18 protein-coding genes are annotated in these 18,518 nt (G+C 52.2%); 11 read left to right on the top strand and 7 right to left on the bottom strand.

The window, feature by feature from the left end; all coding sequences use genetic code 11:
• Window positions 1-98: 98 nt before the first annotated feature.
• Together yhbH and NSQ46_RS07335 are read right to left on the bottom strand one after the other, a co-directional pair.
• Entirely contained in the window at window positions 99-1,259 is a 1,161-nt protein-coding gene (gene yhbH, locus NSQ46_RS07330; protein ID WP_028403840.1) for a sporulation protein YhbH, read from the bottom strand.
• Window positions 1,260-1,434: 175 nt separating this feature from the next.
• Window positions 1,435-1,854 (bottom strand): hypothetical protein, encoded by a 420-nt coding sequence (locus tag NSQ46_RS07335; protein WP_028403841.1) that lies wholly within the window; start codon window positions 1,852-1,854, stop codon window positions 1,435-1,437.
• Between the two features lie 211 nt (window positions 1,855-2,065).
• On the opposite strand from NSQ46_RS07335, the gene NSQ46_RS07340 reads away from it, so the two are divergent.
• The gene (locus NSQ46_RS07340; RefSeq protein ID WP_028403842.1) at window positions 2,066-2,446 is read left to right on the top strand and encodes a DUF423 domain-containing protein; all 381 of its coding nucleotides are present in this window, start codon (window positions 2,066-2,068) and stop codon (window positions 2,444-2,446) included.
• A gap of 96 nt (window positions 2,447-2,542) precedes the next feature.
• On the opposite strand, the gene NSQ46_RS07345 is transcribed toward NSQ46_RS07340, so the two are convergent.
• The gene (locus tag NSQ46_RS07345; protein WP_028403843.1) at window positions 2,543-3,094 is read right to left on the bottom strand and encodes a hypothetical protein; all 552 of its coding nucleotides are present in this window, start codon (window positions 3,092-3,094) and stop codon (window positions 2,543-2,545) included.
• Window positions 3,095-3,329: 235 nt separating this feature from the next.
• Between NSQ46_RS07345 and NSQ46_RS07350 the strand changes: the two genes are divergently transcribed.
• On the top strand, window positions 3,330-3,632 hold the full coding sequence (locus NSQ46_RS07350; RefSeq protein ID WP_028403844.1) for a DUF1805 domain-containing protein: 303 nt from the start codon (window positions 3,330-3,332) through the stop codon (window positions 3,630-3,632).
• Between the two features lie 134 nt (window positions 3,633-3,766).
• Here the strand turns inward: NSQ46_RS07350 and mtnA are convergent, their stop codons facing one another.
• Both mtnA and mtnK read right to left on the bottom strand, forming a co-directional pair.
• Window positions 3,767-4,846, bottom strand: coding sequence for an S-methyl-5-thioribose-1-phosphate isomerase (gene mtnA, locus NSQ46_RS07355; RefSeq protein ID WP_028403845.1), 1,080 nt, complete (start codon window positions 4,844-4,846; stop codon window positions 3,767-3,769).
• The gene (gene mtnK, locus NSQ46_RS07360) at window positions 4,843-6,066 is read right to left on the bottom strand and encodes an S-methyl-5-thioribose kinase (RefSeq protein WP_028403846.1); all 1,224 of its coding nucleotides are present in this window, start codon (window positions 6,064-6,066) and stop codon (window positions 4,843-4,845) included. Before mtnK ends, mtnA begins: the two co-directional genes overlap by 4 nt.
• Before the next feature lie 314 nt (window positions 6,067-6,380).
• Between mtnK and NSQ46_RS07365 the strand changes: the two genes are divergently transcribed.
• The 6 genes from NSQ46_RS07365 (at window position 6,381) to sufB (ending at window position 12,580) form a co-directional block, all read left to right on the top strand.
• Window positions 6,381-6,857: a Dps family protein gene (locus tag NSQ46_RS07365; RefSeq protein ID WP_007127361.1), complete on the top strand. Its 477-nt coding sequence runs from the start codon at window positions 6,381-6,383 to the stop codon at window positions 6,855-6,857.
• A gap of 554 nt (window positions 6,858-7,411) precedes the next feature.
• Window positions 7,412-8,194 carry a Fe-S cluster assembly ATPase SufC gene (sufC, locus tag NSQ46_RS07370; RefSeq protein ID WP_007127362.1) on the top strand — a complete coding sequence of 261 codons (783 nt, stop codon included), beginning with the start codon at window positions 7,412-7,414 and terminating at the stop codon, window positions 8,192-8,194.
• Window positions 8,195-8,216: 22 nt separating this feature from the next.
• Window positions 8,217-9,521: a Fe-S cluster assembly protein SufD gene (gene sufD, locus NSQ46_RS07375; protein WP_007127363.1), complete on the top strand. Its 1,305-nt coding sequence runs from the start codon at window positions 8,217-8,219 to the stop codon at window positions 9,519-9,521.
• Window positions 9,518-10,738 carry a cysteine desulfurase gene (locus NSQ46_RS07380; protein WP_213613677.1) on the top strand — a complete coding sequence of 407 codons (1,221 nt, stop codon included), beginning with the start codon at window positions 9,518-9,520 and terminating at the stop codon, window positions 10,736-10,738. Before sufD ends, NSQ46_RS07380 begins: the two co-directional genes overlap by 4 nt.
• Window positions 10,728-11,147: a Fe-S cluster assembly sulfur transfer protein SufU gene (gene sufU, locus NSQ46_RS07385; protein WP_007127365.1), complete on the top strand. Its 420-nt coding sequence runs from the start codon at window positions 10,728-10,730 to the stop codon at window positions 11,145-11,147. The genes NSQ46_RS07380 and sufU overlap by 11 nt, the downstream gene beginning before the upstream one ends.
• A gap of 35 nt (window positions 11,148-11,182) precedes the next feature.
• Entirely contained in the window at window positions 11,183-12,580 is a 1,398-nt protein-coding gene (sufB, locus tag NSQ46_RS07390) for a Fe-S cluster assembly protein SufB (RefSeq protein WP_007127366.1), read from the top strand.
• 400 nt (window positions 12,581-12,980) lie between these two features.
• On the opposite strand, the gene NSQ46_RS07395 is transcribed toward sufB, so the two are convergent.
• Complete coding sequence (locus NSQ46_RS07395; RefSeq protein WP_144868270.1) at window positions 12,981-14,027, bottom strand: HD-GYP domain-containing protein; 1,047 nt, start codon at window positions 14,025-14,027, stop codon at window positions 12,981-12,983.
• A gap of 86 nt (window positions 14,028-14,113) precedes the next feature.
• Window positions 14,114-14,851: a molybdenum cofactor biosynthesis protein MoaE gene (locus NSQ46_RS07400; RefSeq protein WP_144868268.1), complete on the bottom strand. Its 738-nt coding sequence runs from the start codon at window positions 14,849-14,851 to the stop codon at window positions 14,114-14,116.
• A 113-nt stretch (window positions 14,852-14,964) separates the two neighbouring features.
• Between NSQ46_RS07400 and NSQ46_RS07405 the strand changes: the two genes are divergently transcribed.
• From NSQ46_RS07405 to NSQ46_RS07415, 3 genes are all read left to right on the top strand, one after another.
• Window positions 14,965-16,398 (top strand): bifunctional UDP-sugar hydrolase/5'-nucleotidase, encoded by a 1,434-nt coding sequence (locus tag NSQ46_RS07405; RefSeq protein WP_210094382.1) that lies wholly within the window; start codon window positions 14,965-14,967, stop codon window positions 16,396-16,398.
• 74 nt (window positions 16,399-16,472) lie between these two features.
• Window positions 16,473-17,294, top strand: coding sequence for an undecaprenyl-diphosphate phosphatase (locus NSQ46_RS07410; RefSeq protein WP_028403853.1), 822 nt, complete (start codon window positions 16,473-16,475; stop codon window positions 17,292-17,294).
• 115 nt (window positions 17,295-17,409) lie between these two features.
• Window positions 17,410-18,501, top strand: coding sequence for an HD-GYP domain-containing protein (locus tag NSQ46_RS07415; RefSeq protein ID WP_144868264.1), 1,092 nt, complete (start codon window positions 17,410-17,412; stop codon window positions 18,499-18,501).
• Window positions 18,502-18,518: the final 17 nt, after the last annotated feature.

Raw genomic sequence — 18,518 nt, forward strand, 5'->3', positions numbered from 1 at the left:
GAGACGAGAGCAATCCCCATAAGAAAGAGGAGGCAGTACCTCCTCCGTTTGCGATGAATCCCATTTTCAAAAGGTTATTTTTCTCGCGGGGCGAACAGCTACACAGCAGCTCCTTCCCGCTTCCGGAAAAAAGTCTTCAGCGCCTCGTACACCTCGCCCTTATCCTTAATGACATGATACATAAACTGGTCCAGCTTAATGTTCTTGTAAGCGGACATCAGCGTACTGCTTCGGTTGTATTGGTTGACCTCGCCGTATCCGAACATATTGCTTACCTTCAGCAGCTCGCCGATCAGCTTGACGCATCGTTCGTTATCGGAGGTGAGGTTGTCGCCGTCCGAGAAATGAAAAGGGTAGATGTTGTAGTTGGCAGGAGGATACCGGTTATGGATGATGTCGAGTGCCTTCTGGTAAGCCGATGAACAGATCGTGCCCCCGCTTTCGCCACGGGTGAAGAACTCCTCCTCGGTCACTTCCTTCGCTTCGGTATGGTGGGCGATAAATACGATCTCCACCTTTTCGTACTGCCTGCGGAGAAAGCGGGTCATCCAGAAGAAGAAGCTTCGCGCGCAGTACTTCTCGAAGGAGCCCATACTGCCTGACGTATCCATCATGGCGATAATAACGGCATTTGATTCAGGGACAACCGTATCATCCCATGTTTTGTAGCGGAGATCGTCGGGGCTGATGCCATGGATGCCGGGCTTGCCGTCTCTGGCGTTGCGCCGCAGATTTTCAAGAATGGTCCGCTTCTTGTCGATGTTGGACATGATGCCTTTCTTGCGGATATCGTTAAAGACGATGGATTGCGTCTCGATCTGCTCCTTGTCTTTGGGCTGAAGATGCGGGAGCTCGAGCTCCTCGAACAGCATGTTCTCCAATTCCTCCAAGCTGACCTCGGTTTCCACAATATCATAGCCCGCCTGATCGCCGGCCGATTCCCCTTTACCGGGCTGGGCGGAGGCAGGGTCGCGTCCGAGAACGTCACCGACCTTGCTGTCTCCGTCTCCTTGACCGACATGCTTCTGTTTCTGGTAATTATAGATGAACCGATATTCGTCAAGACTGCGGATCGGAACTTTAATGATCTGCTTGCCGTCGGACATAATAATATTTTCCTCGGTGATGAGGTCGGGCAGGTTGCGCTTGATCACTTCGCGGATTTTATGCTGGTGGCGCACCTGATCCTGGTAGCCTTTGCGGTGCAGCGACCAGTCTTCGCGGGATACGACGAACGAGTGTGCATCTTTGCTTTGCATGGACAGTCACCTCCCAAGTTGGCGTTGACACTGCTGCCTTCATTCGGCTGTAGTATTTCATTATATTCGGAAGAAAGAGCGATATGTGAGTGCGAATCGGTGCAAGCCATGAAAAAGACATCTTCCCGCCGATTCGGCGAACAAGATGTCTTCGCGATGGGTTAGGCATATGCAATTATCCGTTCAATACGAAGAGGAATAATGCTCCTATCGTTAGTACGACGACGCCGTTTACGATCGTAGCGATGACCGCAACGGTGCGCTTGCGGATTTTGGAGAAGCACCCAACGATCCCGAGAATGAGTCCGGCCAGATTGATGATCATGACGATGATGAATACTGCGGCCAGCGTAGTCATCGCCTCCACGGTTTCCTGGGTCGGCTGCAGCACGCCAGCCTCGGTGATATACGGCTCGACCATTGTCGTGCCGAGCGCGCCCAGAAAAATATAACCGAGCAGCGTTACGATCGACAGGATGAACGAAGCAATGCCGAAGCGGGAGTGCTTCCGATCCTCGGGAGGGATGAAGGTCGTTGTCGAATGGCTTGAAGCAGGCTTGTCTCCGGAAGGCGACGAGCTAGAATGTTGATCCATGAATACAAATCGCTCCTTACTTGGAATGACTTTCGATATACATGCCGTCCACAGGGAAGCTTGATTAGGCATCCTTATTAATTTTTCACAAAATGTACCTTAAATCAAGTCCAATCCTGCCGCCAACCGGTGGAAAAGCTTCGTATCATCCGGTAAACTTAAGGCATAGCGGGGCGGATAACGCCCGTATGAGAAGAAAGGATTGAAATCAATGCGTCGGACATTTATAGCTTGGGGCTCGGTCTTGATGGCGCTGTCCGTGGCGATCGGAGCTTTCGGAGCGCATATGCTGGAAGGAAAGATTTCGGCAGATGAGCTTGCCGTATATGAAACGGGTGTTCATTATCATATGATTCACGGGATTGCTGTCCTGATCGCGGGCATTCTGGCAGGTGCGCTTGGAGAGTCGCGCAAGCTGTACTGGGCGGGAACGCTGTTTATTGCAGGCGTGATCATTTTTTCAGGCAGCTTGTACGTGCTCAGCATCTCGGGTGCTAAGTGGCTTGGTGCCATTACGCCGATCGGCGGCGTATCGTTCATCGTCGGATGGATTATGCTGCTGTCGGCGGCGTTGTCCCGAAGCAAGGCATAAGAGCATGGCAGACAAGAAGAAACGGCTTCGTCCATCCCAAGGAAAGGGAGAGGGCGGGGCCGTTTCTTTATCTTTCTGCAACCCTATTACAGACGTTCAGCTGACGCTGAACTCGTCAATTTCATTGAGCTTGAACGTATATACCTGCTTCTCGTCGACATGATAGACGTTGACCAGGAAATTGCTCTCATCATAATTCAGAATACGGCACGGGAGGCTGGTTTGTTTGCCGTGGCGATTGGTCGTCAGGCGAACAAGGCGATTATCCTTGCTGTACATTTTAATCCACTCGAAAGGATCTGTTCCGGTTTCGGGAGCCGAAGCCGTGACGGGAGGTTTGCTGGCCGATACGTTCTGCGCTGCAGGCGGGGATGCCGCTTGGGACGGTTTGGTCTTCTCGACAGGGAGAGAAGCGGGAGTCATCTTCTGTGAGGCTTTCGTGATGACGGAAGTTTTCTTGGCTTGGACCAATGTATTGATGATTTCACCAAGCTCCATGCCGGATTTGATCCGGAAATCGACGACTTCGGATTTGCCGTTCAGCATTTCAAGCAAATATTGTAAAGCCAGTGCGTTGGAGGGGCTTTTAACCAAAATATCAACGTTAAATAAAAAGCCGTGGTCCTCGATGTCAGGGTTTGTGTTCATAGCTTTTATCATTCACCAGCTTTCATATGTTTCTACTGAATCAAATATACCATAATTTTGAGATTTTCATAGTCCTAATGTCACACGCTCGTACATGATTATCTTCGCTTTAATGGACATTTGCACAAATGCCGCTGAGATGAACGTCTCAGGCAGCGAAAGGGCCTTTCGCACCATGTCGGCAATAAAAGAATAAACATAATTCTAGACCTGATGTGAGAGGGGGTTAAGCCGATTGGTTACGCTGCTGCCGATTGACATTGAAGGACACACCGTCATGGGGGTCGAGGTTAAGCTGCCAAAGACGACGCTGCTGGCCGTCTATACTTCCCGCGGTTATATTATGTGCGGCGCGCTGGATGTCGGTCTGCTGAACGATAAGCTTGCGGACCGGAAGATCATTGCAGGGAGAGCCGTAGGCGTGCGAACATTGGAACAGCTTCTGGAGGCACCTCTGGAATCGGTGACGCTGGAGGCGGAGAAATGGGGCATCCATCCGGGACTGCAAGGCAAAGATGCAATTCTTCGGATGTTGTAATGGTGTTTTATGCAGCAAGGTGATTTCGTAAATGAAAGCTCTCCTTTCCCAGGGCATCGAGAGTGTCAGGATCGTAACATAAAAAACGGACACCGATCATCGTGGTGTCCGTTTTGTTAGTGATTAAGCTGCAGCTATTCGAACAGCTTCTTCAAATTTTCGTGATATGGCGCCTGTACAACGCCCTTCTCGGTAATGATCGCGGTGACGTATTCGTGCGGCGTTACGTCGAAGGCCGGGTTATACACCTTTACGCCTTGCGGAGCCGTGCGCTTGCCGAAGCCCTCGGTGATTTCCTCCGCCGGTCGCTCCTCGATCGGAATATCGGCGCCGGTAGGCGTCTCCAGATCAATCGTAGATAACGGGCAGGCTACATAGAACGGGATGCCGTGCGCCTTCGCCAGAACGGCTACGCCATAAGTGCCGATCTTGTTGGCGACATCGCCGTTCGCGGCGACGCGGTCCGTTCCGACGATAACCGCCTGCACCCACCCCTTGGACATGACCATGGCAGCCATGTTGTCCGCCAAGAGGGTTACGTCGATGCCGGCCTGCTGCAGCTCGAAGGCGGTCAGCCGCGCGCCTTGCAGCACGGGACGGGTCTCGTCCGCGAACACCTTGATCTTCATGCCCTGCTCATGGGCAAGGTACATCGGCGCCAGCGCGGTACCGTATTTGGCCGTTGCCAAGCCGCCTGCGTTGCAGTGCGTAAGGATGCCCATGCCGTCTTTGAAGAACGGCAGCGCGTTCTCGCCGATTCGGCGGCAAACATCCTCGTCCTCCGCGCGAATGGCTTCTGCTTCTGCCAGGAATGCCGCATTCAGCCCGCTGATATCGAGGCCGTCCGCAGCGAGCTTGGCCGCGGCAAGCTTCATCCGGTCCAGCGCCCAGAATAGGTTGACGGCTGTCGGTCTGGAGGTGGCCAGGTATTCGCTCGTCTTGACAACCTGCTCGAGCCATCCGCCGGCATCGCTGCCTTCATAACGGAGTCCTCCAAGCACAGTTCCGAAGGCGGCCGCGATGCCGATCGCCGGCGCGCCCCGAACCTTCATGGAATGAATGCCTTCCCAGACTTCCTCGGGGGTATAGAGCTTCAGATAGACGATTTCTTCGGGCAGAAGCCGCTGGTCTAACAATACCAGGTGGTCTCCGCCCCAATATACGGAGCTTAGCGGTTCATGGGTGGTGGAATTATCGGTGGTCATACCGCTCATATCGATACCTCATTTCCTTGGGATGCTTGTTCGACCAATGTTACGATATCATCAATGGATTGAATGGAGCGGTGGTGCCGCACCAGGCTCTTGCCGATTGCCAATGCTTTACGCTGAGCCGCTTCCCTGCCCTTGTCGCCCGGGATCGTGTCGATATCGGCCACGTGAGACAGGCCTACGATGCGCCGTATCATTTTGCAGCCGGCAAATCCGGCGGTATCCTTTAGAATCTGGGAAATGTAATAATCCTGATAGCCTGCCGTACGGGACATCTCGTCTTGCAGACCTTCATTCCAGAGCAGGCGGAAACCGCTCTCGAAATGCGTCCATACGCCCCGCGCCATCTCAATAAGTCTTGCTTCACGGGCAGCCCGTGTCTGCTCATCCGAGGACCATCCGATCTGCGACGCATAGTTGAGCAGCAGATTGCCGATGACCGCGCCGATATCGAATCCCATAGGCCCGAAGAAGGCGAATTCCGGGTCGATGACCTTGGTCGAATCCGGCTTGACGAAGATGCTTCCTGTATGAAGATCCCCGTGAAGCAGCGCCTGCGCCTGCGTCAAAAACTTATGGCGAAGCAGCGTGACTTCGAAGTGAAGCTCCGTATCGGAACGAAGCACCTCCGCCTCATCCTCGATCGCCTCGGAATAATTGTTGTTGTCCGATTTCCGGTAAGGATCCTCGAAGATCAGATCCTCGGTGATTTTGCATAAATCGGGATTCACGAACTGGCCGGCAAGCACCTTCTTCTCCTGCTGATTCATCCCGAGATCCGACGTGTAGAAGAGCGTTCTCGCCAAAAACTCCCCGATATGCTCGGCGAATTTCGGATAGGCTTGGCCTTCGATGAGCCCTCTGCGCATAATCGTATATTCGCTCAGATCCTCCATCACGGTATAGGCAAGCTCATCGGAATATCCGTAGACCTCAGGTACAAGTTCCGGGCAGATCTTATGCTCGGTTTCTAAGGCCAATCGCTCGATTCGCGCACGGTCCAGAGACAGCGGCCACGATTCGCCGACGACCTTTGCATAAGGAACGGCCTGCTTGATAATGATACTATCAGCCGTATTTTTGGCGGTGACGTGAAACACCAGATTCAGATTGCCGTCGCCGATTTCCCGGCACTCCAGCTCGGCATGCTCCGGGAACCGGCCCGGGATACTTCTTGCTAACTGTATAGCTTCCTCTGCGCTCAGCGGATGATATGCAGACATGGATGGTCACCCCCAAATATAATAGAAGAAAACTTAAAGCCAACTTTTTTGCTTGGTATTACCTAGTATAACGGTTTTTCGCGAATTTTGTATAATTTTTTGGACGGCTGCGGAATATGCGAAAGGAGTATGATTCGCATATCGGCTCAAGGGGTAAACTACAAATAGACGCCCAAGCGCAGATTTGTGCTCCTATATAATTGAAGGATTACGTGAAAGGCGGCATGCCTTGCAGCAGAAGGATGCCGACGGCTGACGGCCGTTCCTTTGCGTGTCACAGGGTGCATTATATATAGAAAAGGAAGGGATTAACCATGGCAAAAACATCGTCTAGCAAATCCGCAGGAAAAACGAAAAGCTCCTCGCTGGAGCAGCTGTTGAACCAGCAGGTTGCAAACTTTAACGTGCTCTATGTGAAGCTTCATAATTACCATTGGTACGTTACCGGGCAGCAGTTCTATTCCCTTCATGTGAAGTTTGAAGAACTGTATAATGAAATTACGCTGAAAATGGACGAGGTTGCAGAGCGGCTTCTTGCCCTCAAGGGCAAGCCGGCGGCAACCATGAAAGAATATCTGGATCTGGCAACCGTGCAGGAAGCATCCGGCAATGAGGATACAAAGGGCATGGTGCAGGCGCTGATCGAGGATTTTGCCACGGTATCGGAAGAGCTTGCAGAAGGGATCGAAATGGCCGAGGAAGCAGGCGACGCCCCGACGGCGGATATGTTCACGGGCTTTAAGGCCGACCTTGAGAAGCATATGTGGATGCTGCGCTCTTTCTTGGGATAAAGAGGCTGTTTCATAGGATGAAGTTTAGTTCACCTGTTCTTCATGGCATAAAGAAGGATCGTAATCGATCGCCAATCTCATCACAAGCTTCATGCTGTTAGACTTGTACCGTCCGGCGACGAGCGTTTGTGAAAGCCGTCGCCGGGTGCTGTGGCGTTTAACGCATGCAGCATCTCGATGGCAGCTAGCCATGAACAGGGAACAACAAGCAGGTTTGACCGCCGATGGGTCAGGCCTGCTTTTTAATTGTTGATGGGAAGTGCTGGTTATTGGTGCCCTTAGTTTCGGTTATGCTACAGGATAATCGGAGGTTATGACGATCAGGTGTTGTTTTGATGAAGGGGAAGTCTGCCGCTTAGCCGTAAAAGGCTTGTCCGGTTGAAATGCATCCTGTTTTATTATAAAATGGCTTGAGAATCAGTGAGAATCAGTTTAGAATAATTATAAATAAATAATCACTTTTCTTTCTTGCTTCTTTTTATGAAATCAGGGCGTACAATCCTGTTATCATATAGGACCATAATACACTACCTATTCAACGGAGGGAATCTAATATGTCAACAAAGTTTGTCATTGAAGGATTGAAAGCACAAATCGAAGGGAAGGAAATTCTTAAGGGGATCAACCTTGAGATGAAAGGCGGCGAAGTTCACGCCATCATGGGACCTAACGGTACAGGTAAGAGTACCCTCGCATCCGCTTTGATGGGTCACCCTAAATATGAAGTAACGGAAGGTACGGTTCTTCTGAACGATGAAGACCTGCTCGAGATGGAGGTTGACGAGCGTGCACGCGCCGGATTGTTCCTCGCCATGCAGTATCCAAGCGAAATTGCCGGAGTAACGAACTCCGACTTCCTGCGCAGCTCCATCAATGCACGCCGCGGCGAAGGCAATGAAATCTCGCTGATCAAGTTTATCCGTCAGATGGAAGGCAAGATGAAGGAGCTTGAGATGAACCCAGAGTTCGCTCACCGCTACTTGAACGAAGGCTTCTCCGGCGGCGAGAAGAAGCGTAATGAAATCCTGCAAATGATGATGCTCGAGCCGAAAATTGTCGTGCTTGACGAAATCGACTCCGGTCTCGATATCGATGCTTTGAGAATCGTGGCAAACGGCGTGAACGCCATGAAATCGGAAGAGCGCGGTTTCTTGATTATTACCCACTATCAGCGCTTGCTTAACTATATTACTCCTGATTACGTACACGTTATGATGCAAGGACGCATCGTGAAATCCGGCGGTCCTGAGCTGGCCGAGAAGCTGGAAGCCGAAGGTTACGACTGGATCAAGGAAGAGCTGGGAATTACCGATGAAACTGTAGGTCAAGACGCGTAAATTGACGGGAGGAGGAAACGATATGACTACACAAACCATTCTTCCGGTCAACGCTGAGACTTTGAAGGCATTGTCCGAAAGTAAACAGGAACCGGCCTGGCTGACAGAGAGCCGTCTGGCTTCTCTGGAACTGGCCGGCCAGTTGGAATTGCCAAAGCTGGAGAAGCAGCGCATCGAGCGCTGGAACATCCAAAGCTATGGCGAATATAAAGAAAGCAGCAAGCTAGCTTCCTTTGAAGAATTGCCAGAGCATGTTGCGAAGCTTGTCGAAGGTTCCCGGGAGGGCGGCTTGATCATTCAGCGCAACTCCGGCACTGTCCATGTAAGCCTCGCTCCTGAGCTTGCAGCGAAAGGCGTGATTTTCACCGATCTGCAAACCGCGGTTAAAGATCACGAGGATTTGGTGAAGCCTTACCTGCATCAAGCGGTTAAGCGGGATGAACACGCAATGGCGGCTTTGCATGCGGCGGTGTGGAACGGCGGGGTATTCCTGTATGTACCGAAAAATGTCGAAGTTGACGTTCCAATGCAGGCGGTGCTGCTGGCAGACGACGCCGGTGCAACCTTTGCTCCGCATATTCTCGTCGTTGCCGAAGCGAACAGCATGGTAACTTATGTCGATAACTACGTGTCCGATGCGTTGAACGCTTCTGTGACCCATAACGGAGCGGTGGAAGTGTTCGTTAAGAACGGCGCCAAGGTCCGCTATGCATCAGTGCATCAGCTGGCTGCTGAAGCAACGGACGTCACGTATCGCCGCGCGGTCGTCGAGAACGACGGCTCCATCGAATGGATTGTCGGAGAGATGAACGACGGGGATACGGCAAGCGATACGATGAGCGTTCTTAAGGGCAACGGTTCGACATCCGATGCGAAGGTCATCGCGGTCGGCTCCGGCTCCCAGAAGATCAATTACACCACCCAAGCGAAGCATTTCGGCAAGAGCTCGGCGTCCCAGATGATTACCCGCGCGGTCATGCGCGAAGAAGCGCAAGCGATCATTAACGGGATTACGAAGATCGAGAAGGGTGCAACGAAGGCTGACGGTCAGCAAACCGAACGGGTGCTGATGCTTAGCCCGAAAGCGCGCGGCGACGCCAACCCGATTCTGCTCATCGATGAGGATGACGTAACTGCAGGTCATGCTGCATCCGTCGGTCAAGTGAACCAGGAGCAGATTTACTACCTCATGTCCCGCGGAATTTCACGCACGGTGGCGGAATCGCTCATCATTTACGGTTTCCTCGCTCCGGTCGTCAGCGAAATCCCGCTGGAGGGACTTCGTGACCAGCTGCAGGGGCTCGTTGAAAGGAAGCTGGGACAATGATTGCCCGGATTCGAGAGCAATTTCCCATCCTCCATCAGGAGATCAACGGACATCCGCTGGTCTATCTCGACAATGCGGCGACTTCACAGAAGCCGCAGGTCGTAATAGACGCCGTCAAGCGGTATTATGAATGGGAGAACTCCAACGTCCACCGCGGGGTTCACACGCTCGGCAGCCGTGCGACGGACGCCTATGAAGGAGCACGGGAGAAGGTCGCCCGTTTCATTAATGCCGAAAGCTCCGAGCAAATTATTTTCACGCGCGGCACGACGACGGCGCTGAACCTGGTTGCCTCGTCTTATGCACGCTCCGTATGCGGTCCCGGCGATGAAATCGTCCTGACCGAAATGGAGCATCACAGCAATCTCATTCCGTGGCAGCAGGTGGCCATCGCCACCGGCGCTACGCTGAAATATATTCCGCTGCAGCCTGACGGCACGATTCGCGTCGAGGATGTCGAGGCGCTGGTCACAGACCGTACGAAGCTGGTAGCGATCGCTTATGTCTCCAATGTCATGGGCGTGATCCATCCTGTGAAGCAAATAGCCGAAATCGCTCACCGTCACGGTGCCGTCATCGTTGTAGACGGTGCGCAGAGCACTCCGCACATGAAGGTGGATGTTCAGGATATAGGCTGCGATTTCTATGCCTTGTCCGGACACAAGATGTGTGCTCCGACCGGCATCGGGGCGCTTTACGGCAAGAAGGCGCTGCTGGAGGCGATGGAGCCGATCGAGTTCGGCGGCGAAATGATCAACGATGTCGGCTTGTATGAGTCGACGTGGAAGGAGCTCCCTTGGAAGTTTGAAGGGGGAACGCCGATCATTGCCGGGGCTGTCGGTCTTGGTGCAGCCATCGATTTCCTTCAGGAGATCGGCATGGATGCCATCGAGCAGCATGAAGAGAAGCTCGCTGCTTATGCGATGAATCGTTTGTCCGAGCTTGAGGGCGTGACGATTTACGGCCCGCGCGAGCGCAAGGTCGGGCTCGTTACCTTTAATCTCGGCGATATTCATCCGCATGATGTGGCAACCGTTCTTGATGCGCAGGGCATCGCGATCCGGGCAGGCCATCACTGCTGTCAACCGCTGATGCGCTGGCTGAAAGTATCTTCTACGGCACGCGCAAGCTTTTATCTGTATAATACAGAAGAGGACGTTGATCGGTTAGTTAGCGCCTTAATCCAGACAAAGGAGTACTTTGGCGATGCAACTTGATGATTTATACAGACGTGTCATCATGGATCATTATAAAAATCCCCGCAACCGCGGAAAGTTCGAGGACGATGCGGTAACGGTCGATTTGAACAACCCGACGTGCGGAGACCGAATCTCCTTGCAGCTGAAAGTTGAGAACGGGGTCGTGGCTGATGCCAAGTATACGGGGGAAGGCTGCTCCATCAGCATGTCTTCCGCCTCGATGATGACGGATGCCGTAAAAGGCAAATCGCTCGAAGAGGCGCTGAGCCTAGCGGACCGGTTCTCCTCCCTGATGCAGGGCGAGGACGTTGAATTCGAAGAGTACGAGGATATTGAAGCCCTATCCGGTGTTAACAAGTTTCCTGCCCGCATTAAGTGTGCAACACTCGCGTGGAACGCACTCCGAAAAGGAATAGACGCGAAGTAAGCGAATGACAATAGATCGATAGGGAGGTAAGTCAAATGGCTAAAAAGGCACCCGAATTAGAAGAGTATAAATATGGTTTCCGTGACGAGCACAAAGCCGTTTTTCAAACCGGTAAAGGATTGACCCGCGAGGTCGTTACGGAAATTTCCAAGATTAAGAATGAGCCTGAATGGATGCTGGAGTTCCGCCTGAAGGCACTGGAGCAGTTCGAGAAAATGCCGATGCCGCGTTGGGGCGGCGATCTCGACGAGCTGGATTTCAACGACATCCAGTACTATGTCAGACCGTCCGAGAAGCAAGGGAAGACTTGGGAGGAGGTTCCAGCCGAAATTAAGGAAACCTTCGACAAGCTCGGGATCCCGGAAGCGGAGCAGAAGTTCCTTGCAGGCGTATCGGCACAGTACGAATCCGAAGTGGTGTACCACAACATGCAGAAGGACCTTGAAGATCAAGGGGTAATCTTCATGGATACGGATACCGCTCTGAAAGAGCATCCGGAAATCTTTAAAGAATACTTCGCAACGGTCGTTCCTCCGGCTGATAATAAATTTGCCGCGCTGAACAGTGCGGTATGGTCCGGCGGAAGCTTCATCTATGTTCCGAAAGGCGTGCAGTGCGAAATTCCGCTGCAGGCATACTTCCGTATCAACTCCGAGAACATGGGTCAGTTCGAGCGTACGCTGATCATCGCCGACGAAGGCAGCTTCGTGCATTACGTCGAAGGCTGTACGGCTCCGATCTACAGCACGAACTCGCTTCATAGCGCGGTTGTCGAGATTATCTGTAAGAAGGATGCACGTGTTCGCTACACGACGATCCAGAACTGGGCGCCGAACATCTACAACCTGGTGACCAAGCGTGCGGTTGCGGAAGAGAATGCAACGATGGAATGGGTCGACGGCAACATCGGCTCCAAGCTGACCATGAAATACCCTGCCGTTGTCTTGAAAGGACGCGGCGCCAAAGGCATGGTGCTGTCCATCGCGGTTGCAGGCAAAGGCCAGCACCAGGATGCAGGTGCGAAGATGCTTCACTTGGCTCCGGACACCACTTCAACGATCGTATCGAAATCGATCAGTAAGCACGGTGGTAAAGTAACCTACCGCGGTCTGGCATCGTTCGGCCGCAACGCCGAAGGCGCGAAGGCGAATATCAAGTGCGATACGCTGATTCTCGATAATGAGTCGACATCCGATACGATTCCATACAACGAGATCAAGAACGACAACATTACGCTGGAGCATGAGGCGACTGTATCCAAGGTATCCGAGGATCAGCTGTTCTACCTTATGAGCCGCGGTCTTACCGAGGACGAAGCTACTCAGATGATCGTTATGGGCTTCATTGAGCCGTTCACGAAAGAACTGCCAATGGAGTATGCGGTTGAAATGAACCGCCTCATCAAGTTCGAAATGGAAGGCTCCATCGGTTAATAACTTCCAAGCAGGATTAGAATATAGGCTGACATCGAAGAATGGGCTGCCCGCGAGATCACAGATCTTGGGCAGCCCATCTTTCTGTTATTGCGAGGTTTCGCTGAGGCAAATATTTCTCATTTCGCGGTGGTTTCGAGTTTTTTCAGACATTGAATGTGCATCGTCGCTACTCGGACAATAAGCCTTACAAAAGAGCGGGGCTTCTCCAGAAATGCAAACCTACCAACATTCGAATAAACTGCGAGCTTGTTCCGTATATAACCGGGGAAGCCTGTGGGACGGCTTGCTTTACGATGTATTGGCGGTAATCTGTTCTACAAATAAATTCCCCGGACGATTGCTGTTTCAATCGCAGGGGAATTTTCGTTTATGTAAATACGTAAGGCATGAGTTCATTTTAGAGCAAGATCTCCTGGATCTCGGTATCCGGTTCCTTGGACAGATCAATAAAGCGCTCTCCGGCTTGAACGAGGGGACGGAAGTAGTCCGACTGGTTATTCGCAACGATGATGCCTGATTCGCCGGTTGTCAGGACGACTTTTTTACCGATGAAATATGGAAGCATCTGCCGGATGAACGCATGAGTCGCCTTCCCGTTCAGCTTGCCGAAGCTGAGGCCGTAGAGCTCCCGCAGAACGGTCAGCAGCTGCTGCTTGGATTGATACACCCGGTTGGTCGTCATGGCGCTGTAGACATCGGCGACTGCGCAAATCTGCGCGTAGGGGTGGATCTGATCCTCGCCGATCGCTTTCGGATATCCGGAGCCGTCGCCCCGTTCATGATGCTGGAGGGCCACGGTTGCAGTGATTTTGTCCTGCGTTGATTCATAGATCATTTCGTAGCCGTAAATGGTGTGCAGCTTGACTTGCTCATATTCGTCCGGTGTCAGCTTGCCGGGTTTATCGAGTATTTCCCGGGGGATTCGGCACTTTCCGATATCATGGAGGAAGCCGGCTTTGCCGATGTCATACGCTTCCTGCTCAGAATAGCCCATCCATTCGGCGATATAATAGGACAGCATTCCAACTTGAATGGAGTGGCGGTAGGTGTAATCATCCTTGCCATTAAACAGAAGCAGGAGAGAAACCACGTCCTTCTGTTCGCTGAGCGAGTCGACGAGCGGATGAAAGGTGTCGTCGACGACGGATTCATTAAACTTTCCCGTCATTGCCGCTTCCTCGAACATGGATCTGCACCCGTCGAACGCGAGATTGAACTGCGGTTGAACCTGTCGGAACGATTCCGAGATATCGGATAGCAGCTCGATGGATTCTGCAAGCTGGCGGGGGGAAATATCGATATAATCGATGCCGTGCTGAAGGAGCTTGGATATGTCCTCCATGCGCAGAATCGTTCCTTTGCGAAGAACATGAACGCCGTTACTGTTGAATGCATCTTGTTGGATGTGATCGCCGGGTCTCAGGTCCGTGACATGTACTCTCAAATCATTGCACCTCTTGCCCTTATATAAATGAAAAGTTAAGACCATCTTAGCAAGAAAATTATGGTTTTACAATGATTGAATAAGTCTTATAGCCTAGCAGTCGGGTCCCATGGGCCAGTTTGCGGGCCTTTCCATTCGGAGCCGTCATCCCAGATTTCCTTTTTCCAGATCGGGACGGTTCGCTTCAACTGCTCGATGGCATACCTGCTTGCTTCATAGCAGTCGTTTCGATGAGGCGAAGAGACGGCAATGACCACGCTGGTTTCACCAATATCGACTGTGCCAATGCGGTGGGAAATCGCGCATAAGGTGCCAGGCCACTGATTGGAAATGTCTCGACAAATTTGCTGCAATTCTTTTAGCGCCATGGGGATATAGGCATCATACTCTAGCGTAACCGTTCGTTGCTCTCCGGTCATCTCCCGGGTCGTGCCGATAAAAGAGAGCGTTGCGCCATGGTTGGCATCATGGACCTTCGCCACGGTCTCCTCGACCGAGAGCTTCTCGGACGTGATCAGACAAGTTCCATCGGGGGACTGAGCGCTTCTGCAGCGCTGCTCCCCGGCACCGTCTCCGCCGGATACAGGCGGAATCAGAGCAACCTCATCCCCTGACTGAATAAGCTGATCCTCCAACGCATATTCTTGATTGATTGCTACGAACGAAACCGCGATCTGCTGTGCGGCGTCCGGGTAAGCGTCGCTAAGCTTGTGCTTTAATTCTCCGGCTGTAATCGGAAGGGCGGGTACGGAAAACGCAAGCGAAGCGGAACCGATTCGATCGGCCAGCCCCGCGAATAATAGGATCGGAATAGTCGTCGACATTTTGCATCACCTCATAATTCTTCTGGGCTACAATATACCATATTCCTCGTCAAAATGTTATGCTTGAAAGACCGGAAAATCACGTGATACGAACATGGGAGGAGGCCGCCTGAATGCTGAAGAAGAGCCATGACCAGAAGCTTACAATCCTGTATACAAATGATATACATAGTCATTTTGAAATGATGAGTAGCGCGGCGGCTATTATTTCCCGGGAAAGAACGGCCGCGCAAGGCCCGGTGCTGGTGCTTGATATAGGCGACCATATGGACAGAGCCGCTGTCGAGACGGAAGGCTCGATGGGACAGGCGAACGTGGATATTATGAATTTGACAGGATACGACGCAATTACCATCGGCAACAATGAAGGGCTTACCTTTCCGGCGGATGTGCTGGAACATCTATACGCCGGTCTTCAATGTCCCGTCGTCTGCTGCAATATCCGCGAGACCACGAGTGGTGCCCCCCCACGCTGGATGAAGCCGAGCATCGTCGTTGAGAAGGAAGGCATCCGGGTGGGAATCACCGGTGCGACGGCTGCTTTCGCGGGGTTTTATCAGCTGCTGGGCTGGGAGGCTTCCGACCCGGATCAAGCGATCGCGGAGCAGGTACGGCTGCTGTCGGATCGATGCGATCTCGTCATTGTACTGTCGCACCTCGGTTTAACGACGGATAAACGATTGGCGGAAAACATTGAAGGCATCGATATTATTTTGGGCGGTCATACCCATCATGTGCTCGAGGACCCGCTTGTCATCGGTGGCACCGTCATATGCGGTGCCGGAAAATTCGGGAATTATGTCGGTCGGCTAGTCATGGAGCGGAGCAGTGAGAATGATCGATTTATGAGCAGGGAAGGGCTGCTGCTTTCCGTGGATCAAGCGCTGATTGAGCCGATTGTCGAGCAGGCGATTATGCGGCATCATGAACTGGCCGAGCAGCGGCTGCAGGAACAGGTAGCGGTCATTGACCGCAAGCTTCCGATCCATTACGAAGAGGAATCGCCATTTGCGAATCTGCTCGCCCAGGCGGTGCTGCACCATACGGGAGCCGAGTTTGCCATCGTTAATTCCGGGCAGCTGCTCGGACCGCTTCCGAAGGGTGAAATCAGCGCCGGCATGCTGCACAGTCTGTGCCCGTCCCCGATCAATCCCTGCGTCGTAACTCTGCGTGGAGAGCATATTTATCAGGCGCTGGAAGAGAGCCTGCTTCTGGAGTTTAACAACAAGAAGATTACGGGGTTCGGATTTCGCGGTTATATATTGGGCTGTTTGGCAGTGGACGGACTACAGGTTCATTATGATCCATCGGGATTGCCTTACCATAAAATCACAAGCATTACGCTGGGCGGACAGCCGCTCGAGCGTACACGGGAATACAGGGTAGGCACGCTGGACATGTTCACGTTCAAGATCGGCTATGAAACACTGGCTCTTGGTACGGACACGGCTTATATGCTTCCGGAATTTATCCGGGATTTGCTTAGGGAAGAGCTGTCAAGACCCGGATCGCTTGACGAGACGCTTGTTCCCCGCTGGATATCCTGAACATCTCCTTCGACTAACTTCCTTTGGCCGAGCATACATATGAGGAGGACAAAGGTTAAAGGAAGGGGATGGACATGGATTTTCTTACATCCATCATATTGGGAATTGTAGAGGGCTTCACCGAATTCATCCCGGTATCCTCTACGGGGCATATGATTTTAACGGCAAAGATGCTCGGATATGACGATCAGACGCCCATCATGAAGACGTTCGAGGTGGTCATCCAATTGGGAGCCATATTGGCGATCGCGATCGTCTACTGGAACCGTATCCTTACACTGCTTGGATGGAGCCGCAGCGAGCCGATTGCCAAGGCAGCGCCGAAGAGACTGAATCTGATCCACGTATTGTTGGGGATTGCCCCGGCGCTGCTTGTTGCCTATTTCGCAAGAGATTTCATCAAAAGCCTGTTCCATGCGCAGACCGTTTTGTTTGCGCTTGTCGCAGGGGGCATTTTTATGATTTTCGCGGAGTGGTACAATAAACATAAAGCTCGATTGACCGCTGAAAATGTGGATGATATGACGTACAAACAGGCGTTTTTGATCGGTTTGTATCAGATTATATCCGTATTGTGGCCGGGGTTTTCCAGGTCGGGCTCCACCATCGCCGGAGGCATGATCAGCGGTGTCAGCTACAAGGCTTCGGCTGACTTTTCGTTTCTGATTGCAATTCCGATTATGTGTGCCGCGTCCGGCTATGAGCTGCTGGATTCTTACCGAAACTTTACGTCGGACACGATCGGCGTATTTATTGCAGGTTTTATTGTTTCGTTTGTTGTCGCTTATTTTGTTGTCTTGGCCTTTATGAAGCTTATACAGAAGATCCGGCTTACGCATTTTGCGATTTACCGTTTTGTTCTGGCTGCCGTATTCTGGCTGTTTATTATGCACTAATATACAGAATAAAGAACAGGTTAAGCCTGAACCATCCGGTTTTTACGTACAGCACCCTGTAAAGGCCAGGCGCATAAATCCCATACGTGTGACGAATAGCAGAGGAAGTGACGGATTGCGTCTAATACCTATTGATGCGTTGAAGCCGGGAATGGTAATTGGTAAAAAAATATATAACAGTGACGGTCTGGTGCTGCTGTCCGAAGGTGTGGAGTTGACGGATCGCCTGATCCGCCGTCTTGGCGGGCTGGAGATCAGTTATGTGTATATCCAGGATGCGATGACAGAGGATATCGTGGTACAGGAGCTGCTGTCGGAAGAAACACGGCTCAGGGCCATTCAGTCAATCCGGAGCAATTTCAAAAAATTGGAGAGTCGTCCGGATCTGGGAGGAAGCTTTCTCCATCTGGGAAAGGCCTTTTCCGGCGTCATGGAAGCGATCATGGATGAACTGTCGGAGCACGAGGAATGTATGGTGCTGCTGACCGATATGAACACCAATGATTACAATTTGTATCGCCATTCATTAAACGTATGCTTGTATACGACGGTGCTGGGCTTATCCTTCGGTTACAGCCGTGAGGAGCTCCGGGTGCTGAGTCTCGGGGCACTCCTCCATGATATAGGCAAGACCAGAATATCCCAGTCGCTGCTGCAGCGGCCGGGACGTCTGAGTTTGGAGGAGTTTCGTGAAGTACAGAGACATACGGAGCTCGGTTATCAGATTCTAAAGAACGAGCCCAACATTCCGCTAATGGCGGCGCACTGCGCGCTCTCCCACCATGAACGCCTGGACGGCAGCGGCTACCCCCGCGGGTTGAAGGGACCGGAAATTCACGATTATGCCAAGTGGGTTGCAATCGCCGATTCCTATGATGCCATGACGACACAGCGGGTATACAAGCCCGCGCTGCTGCCGCATCATGCGGCAGAAGTGATGTATACCGGGTCGGGGACGCTGTATGAACAGAAATTTCTCGAAGTGTTCCGGGATCGGGTCGCGATATACCCACCCGGGATCACCGTGAAGCTCCACACAGGGGAGAGCGGGGTTGTCTCCAAGGTTCATCCCCATGTACCGCACCGTCCGGTCGTTCGGGTGCTAACGGATGCAGAAGGGGTGCCGCTAGCCGCGCCTTATGAAGTGGATTTGTCCAAAACACTGGCCGTCATGATTGCCGGTATCGGACAAGCTAACGTGGACTGATTATTGTTAACTAGGAG

It is taken from the genome of Paenibacillus sp. FSL M8-0142 (assembly GCF_038597315.1).
GTDB classification, from domain to species: Bacteria; Bacillota; Bacilli; order Paenibacillales; family Paenibacillaceae; genus Paenibacillus_AQ; species Paenibacillus_AQ lactis.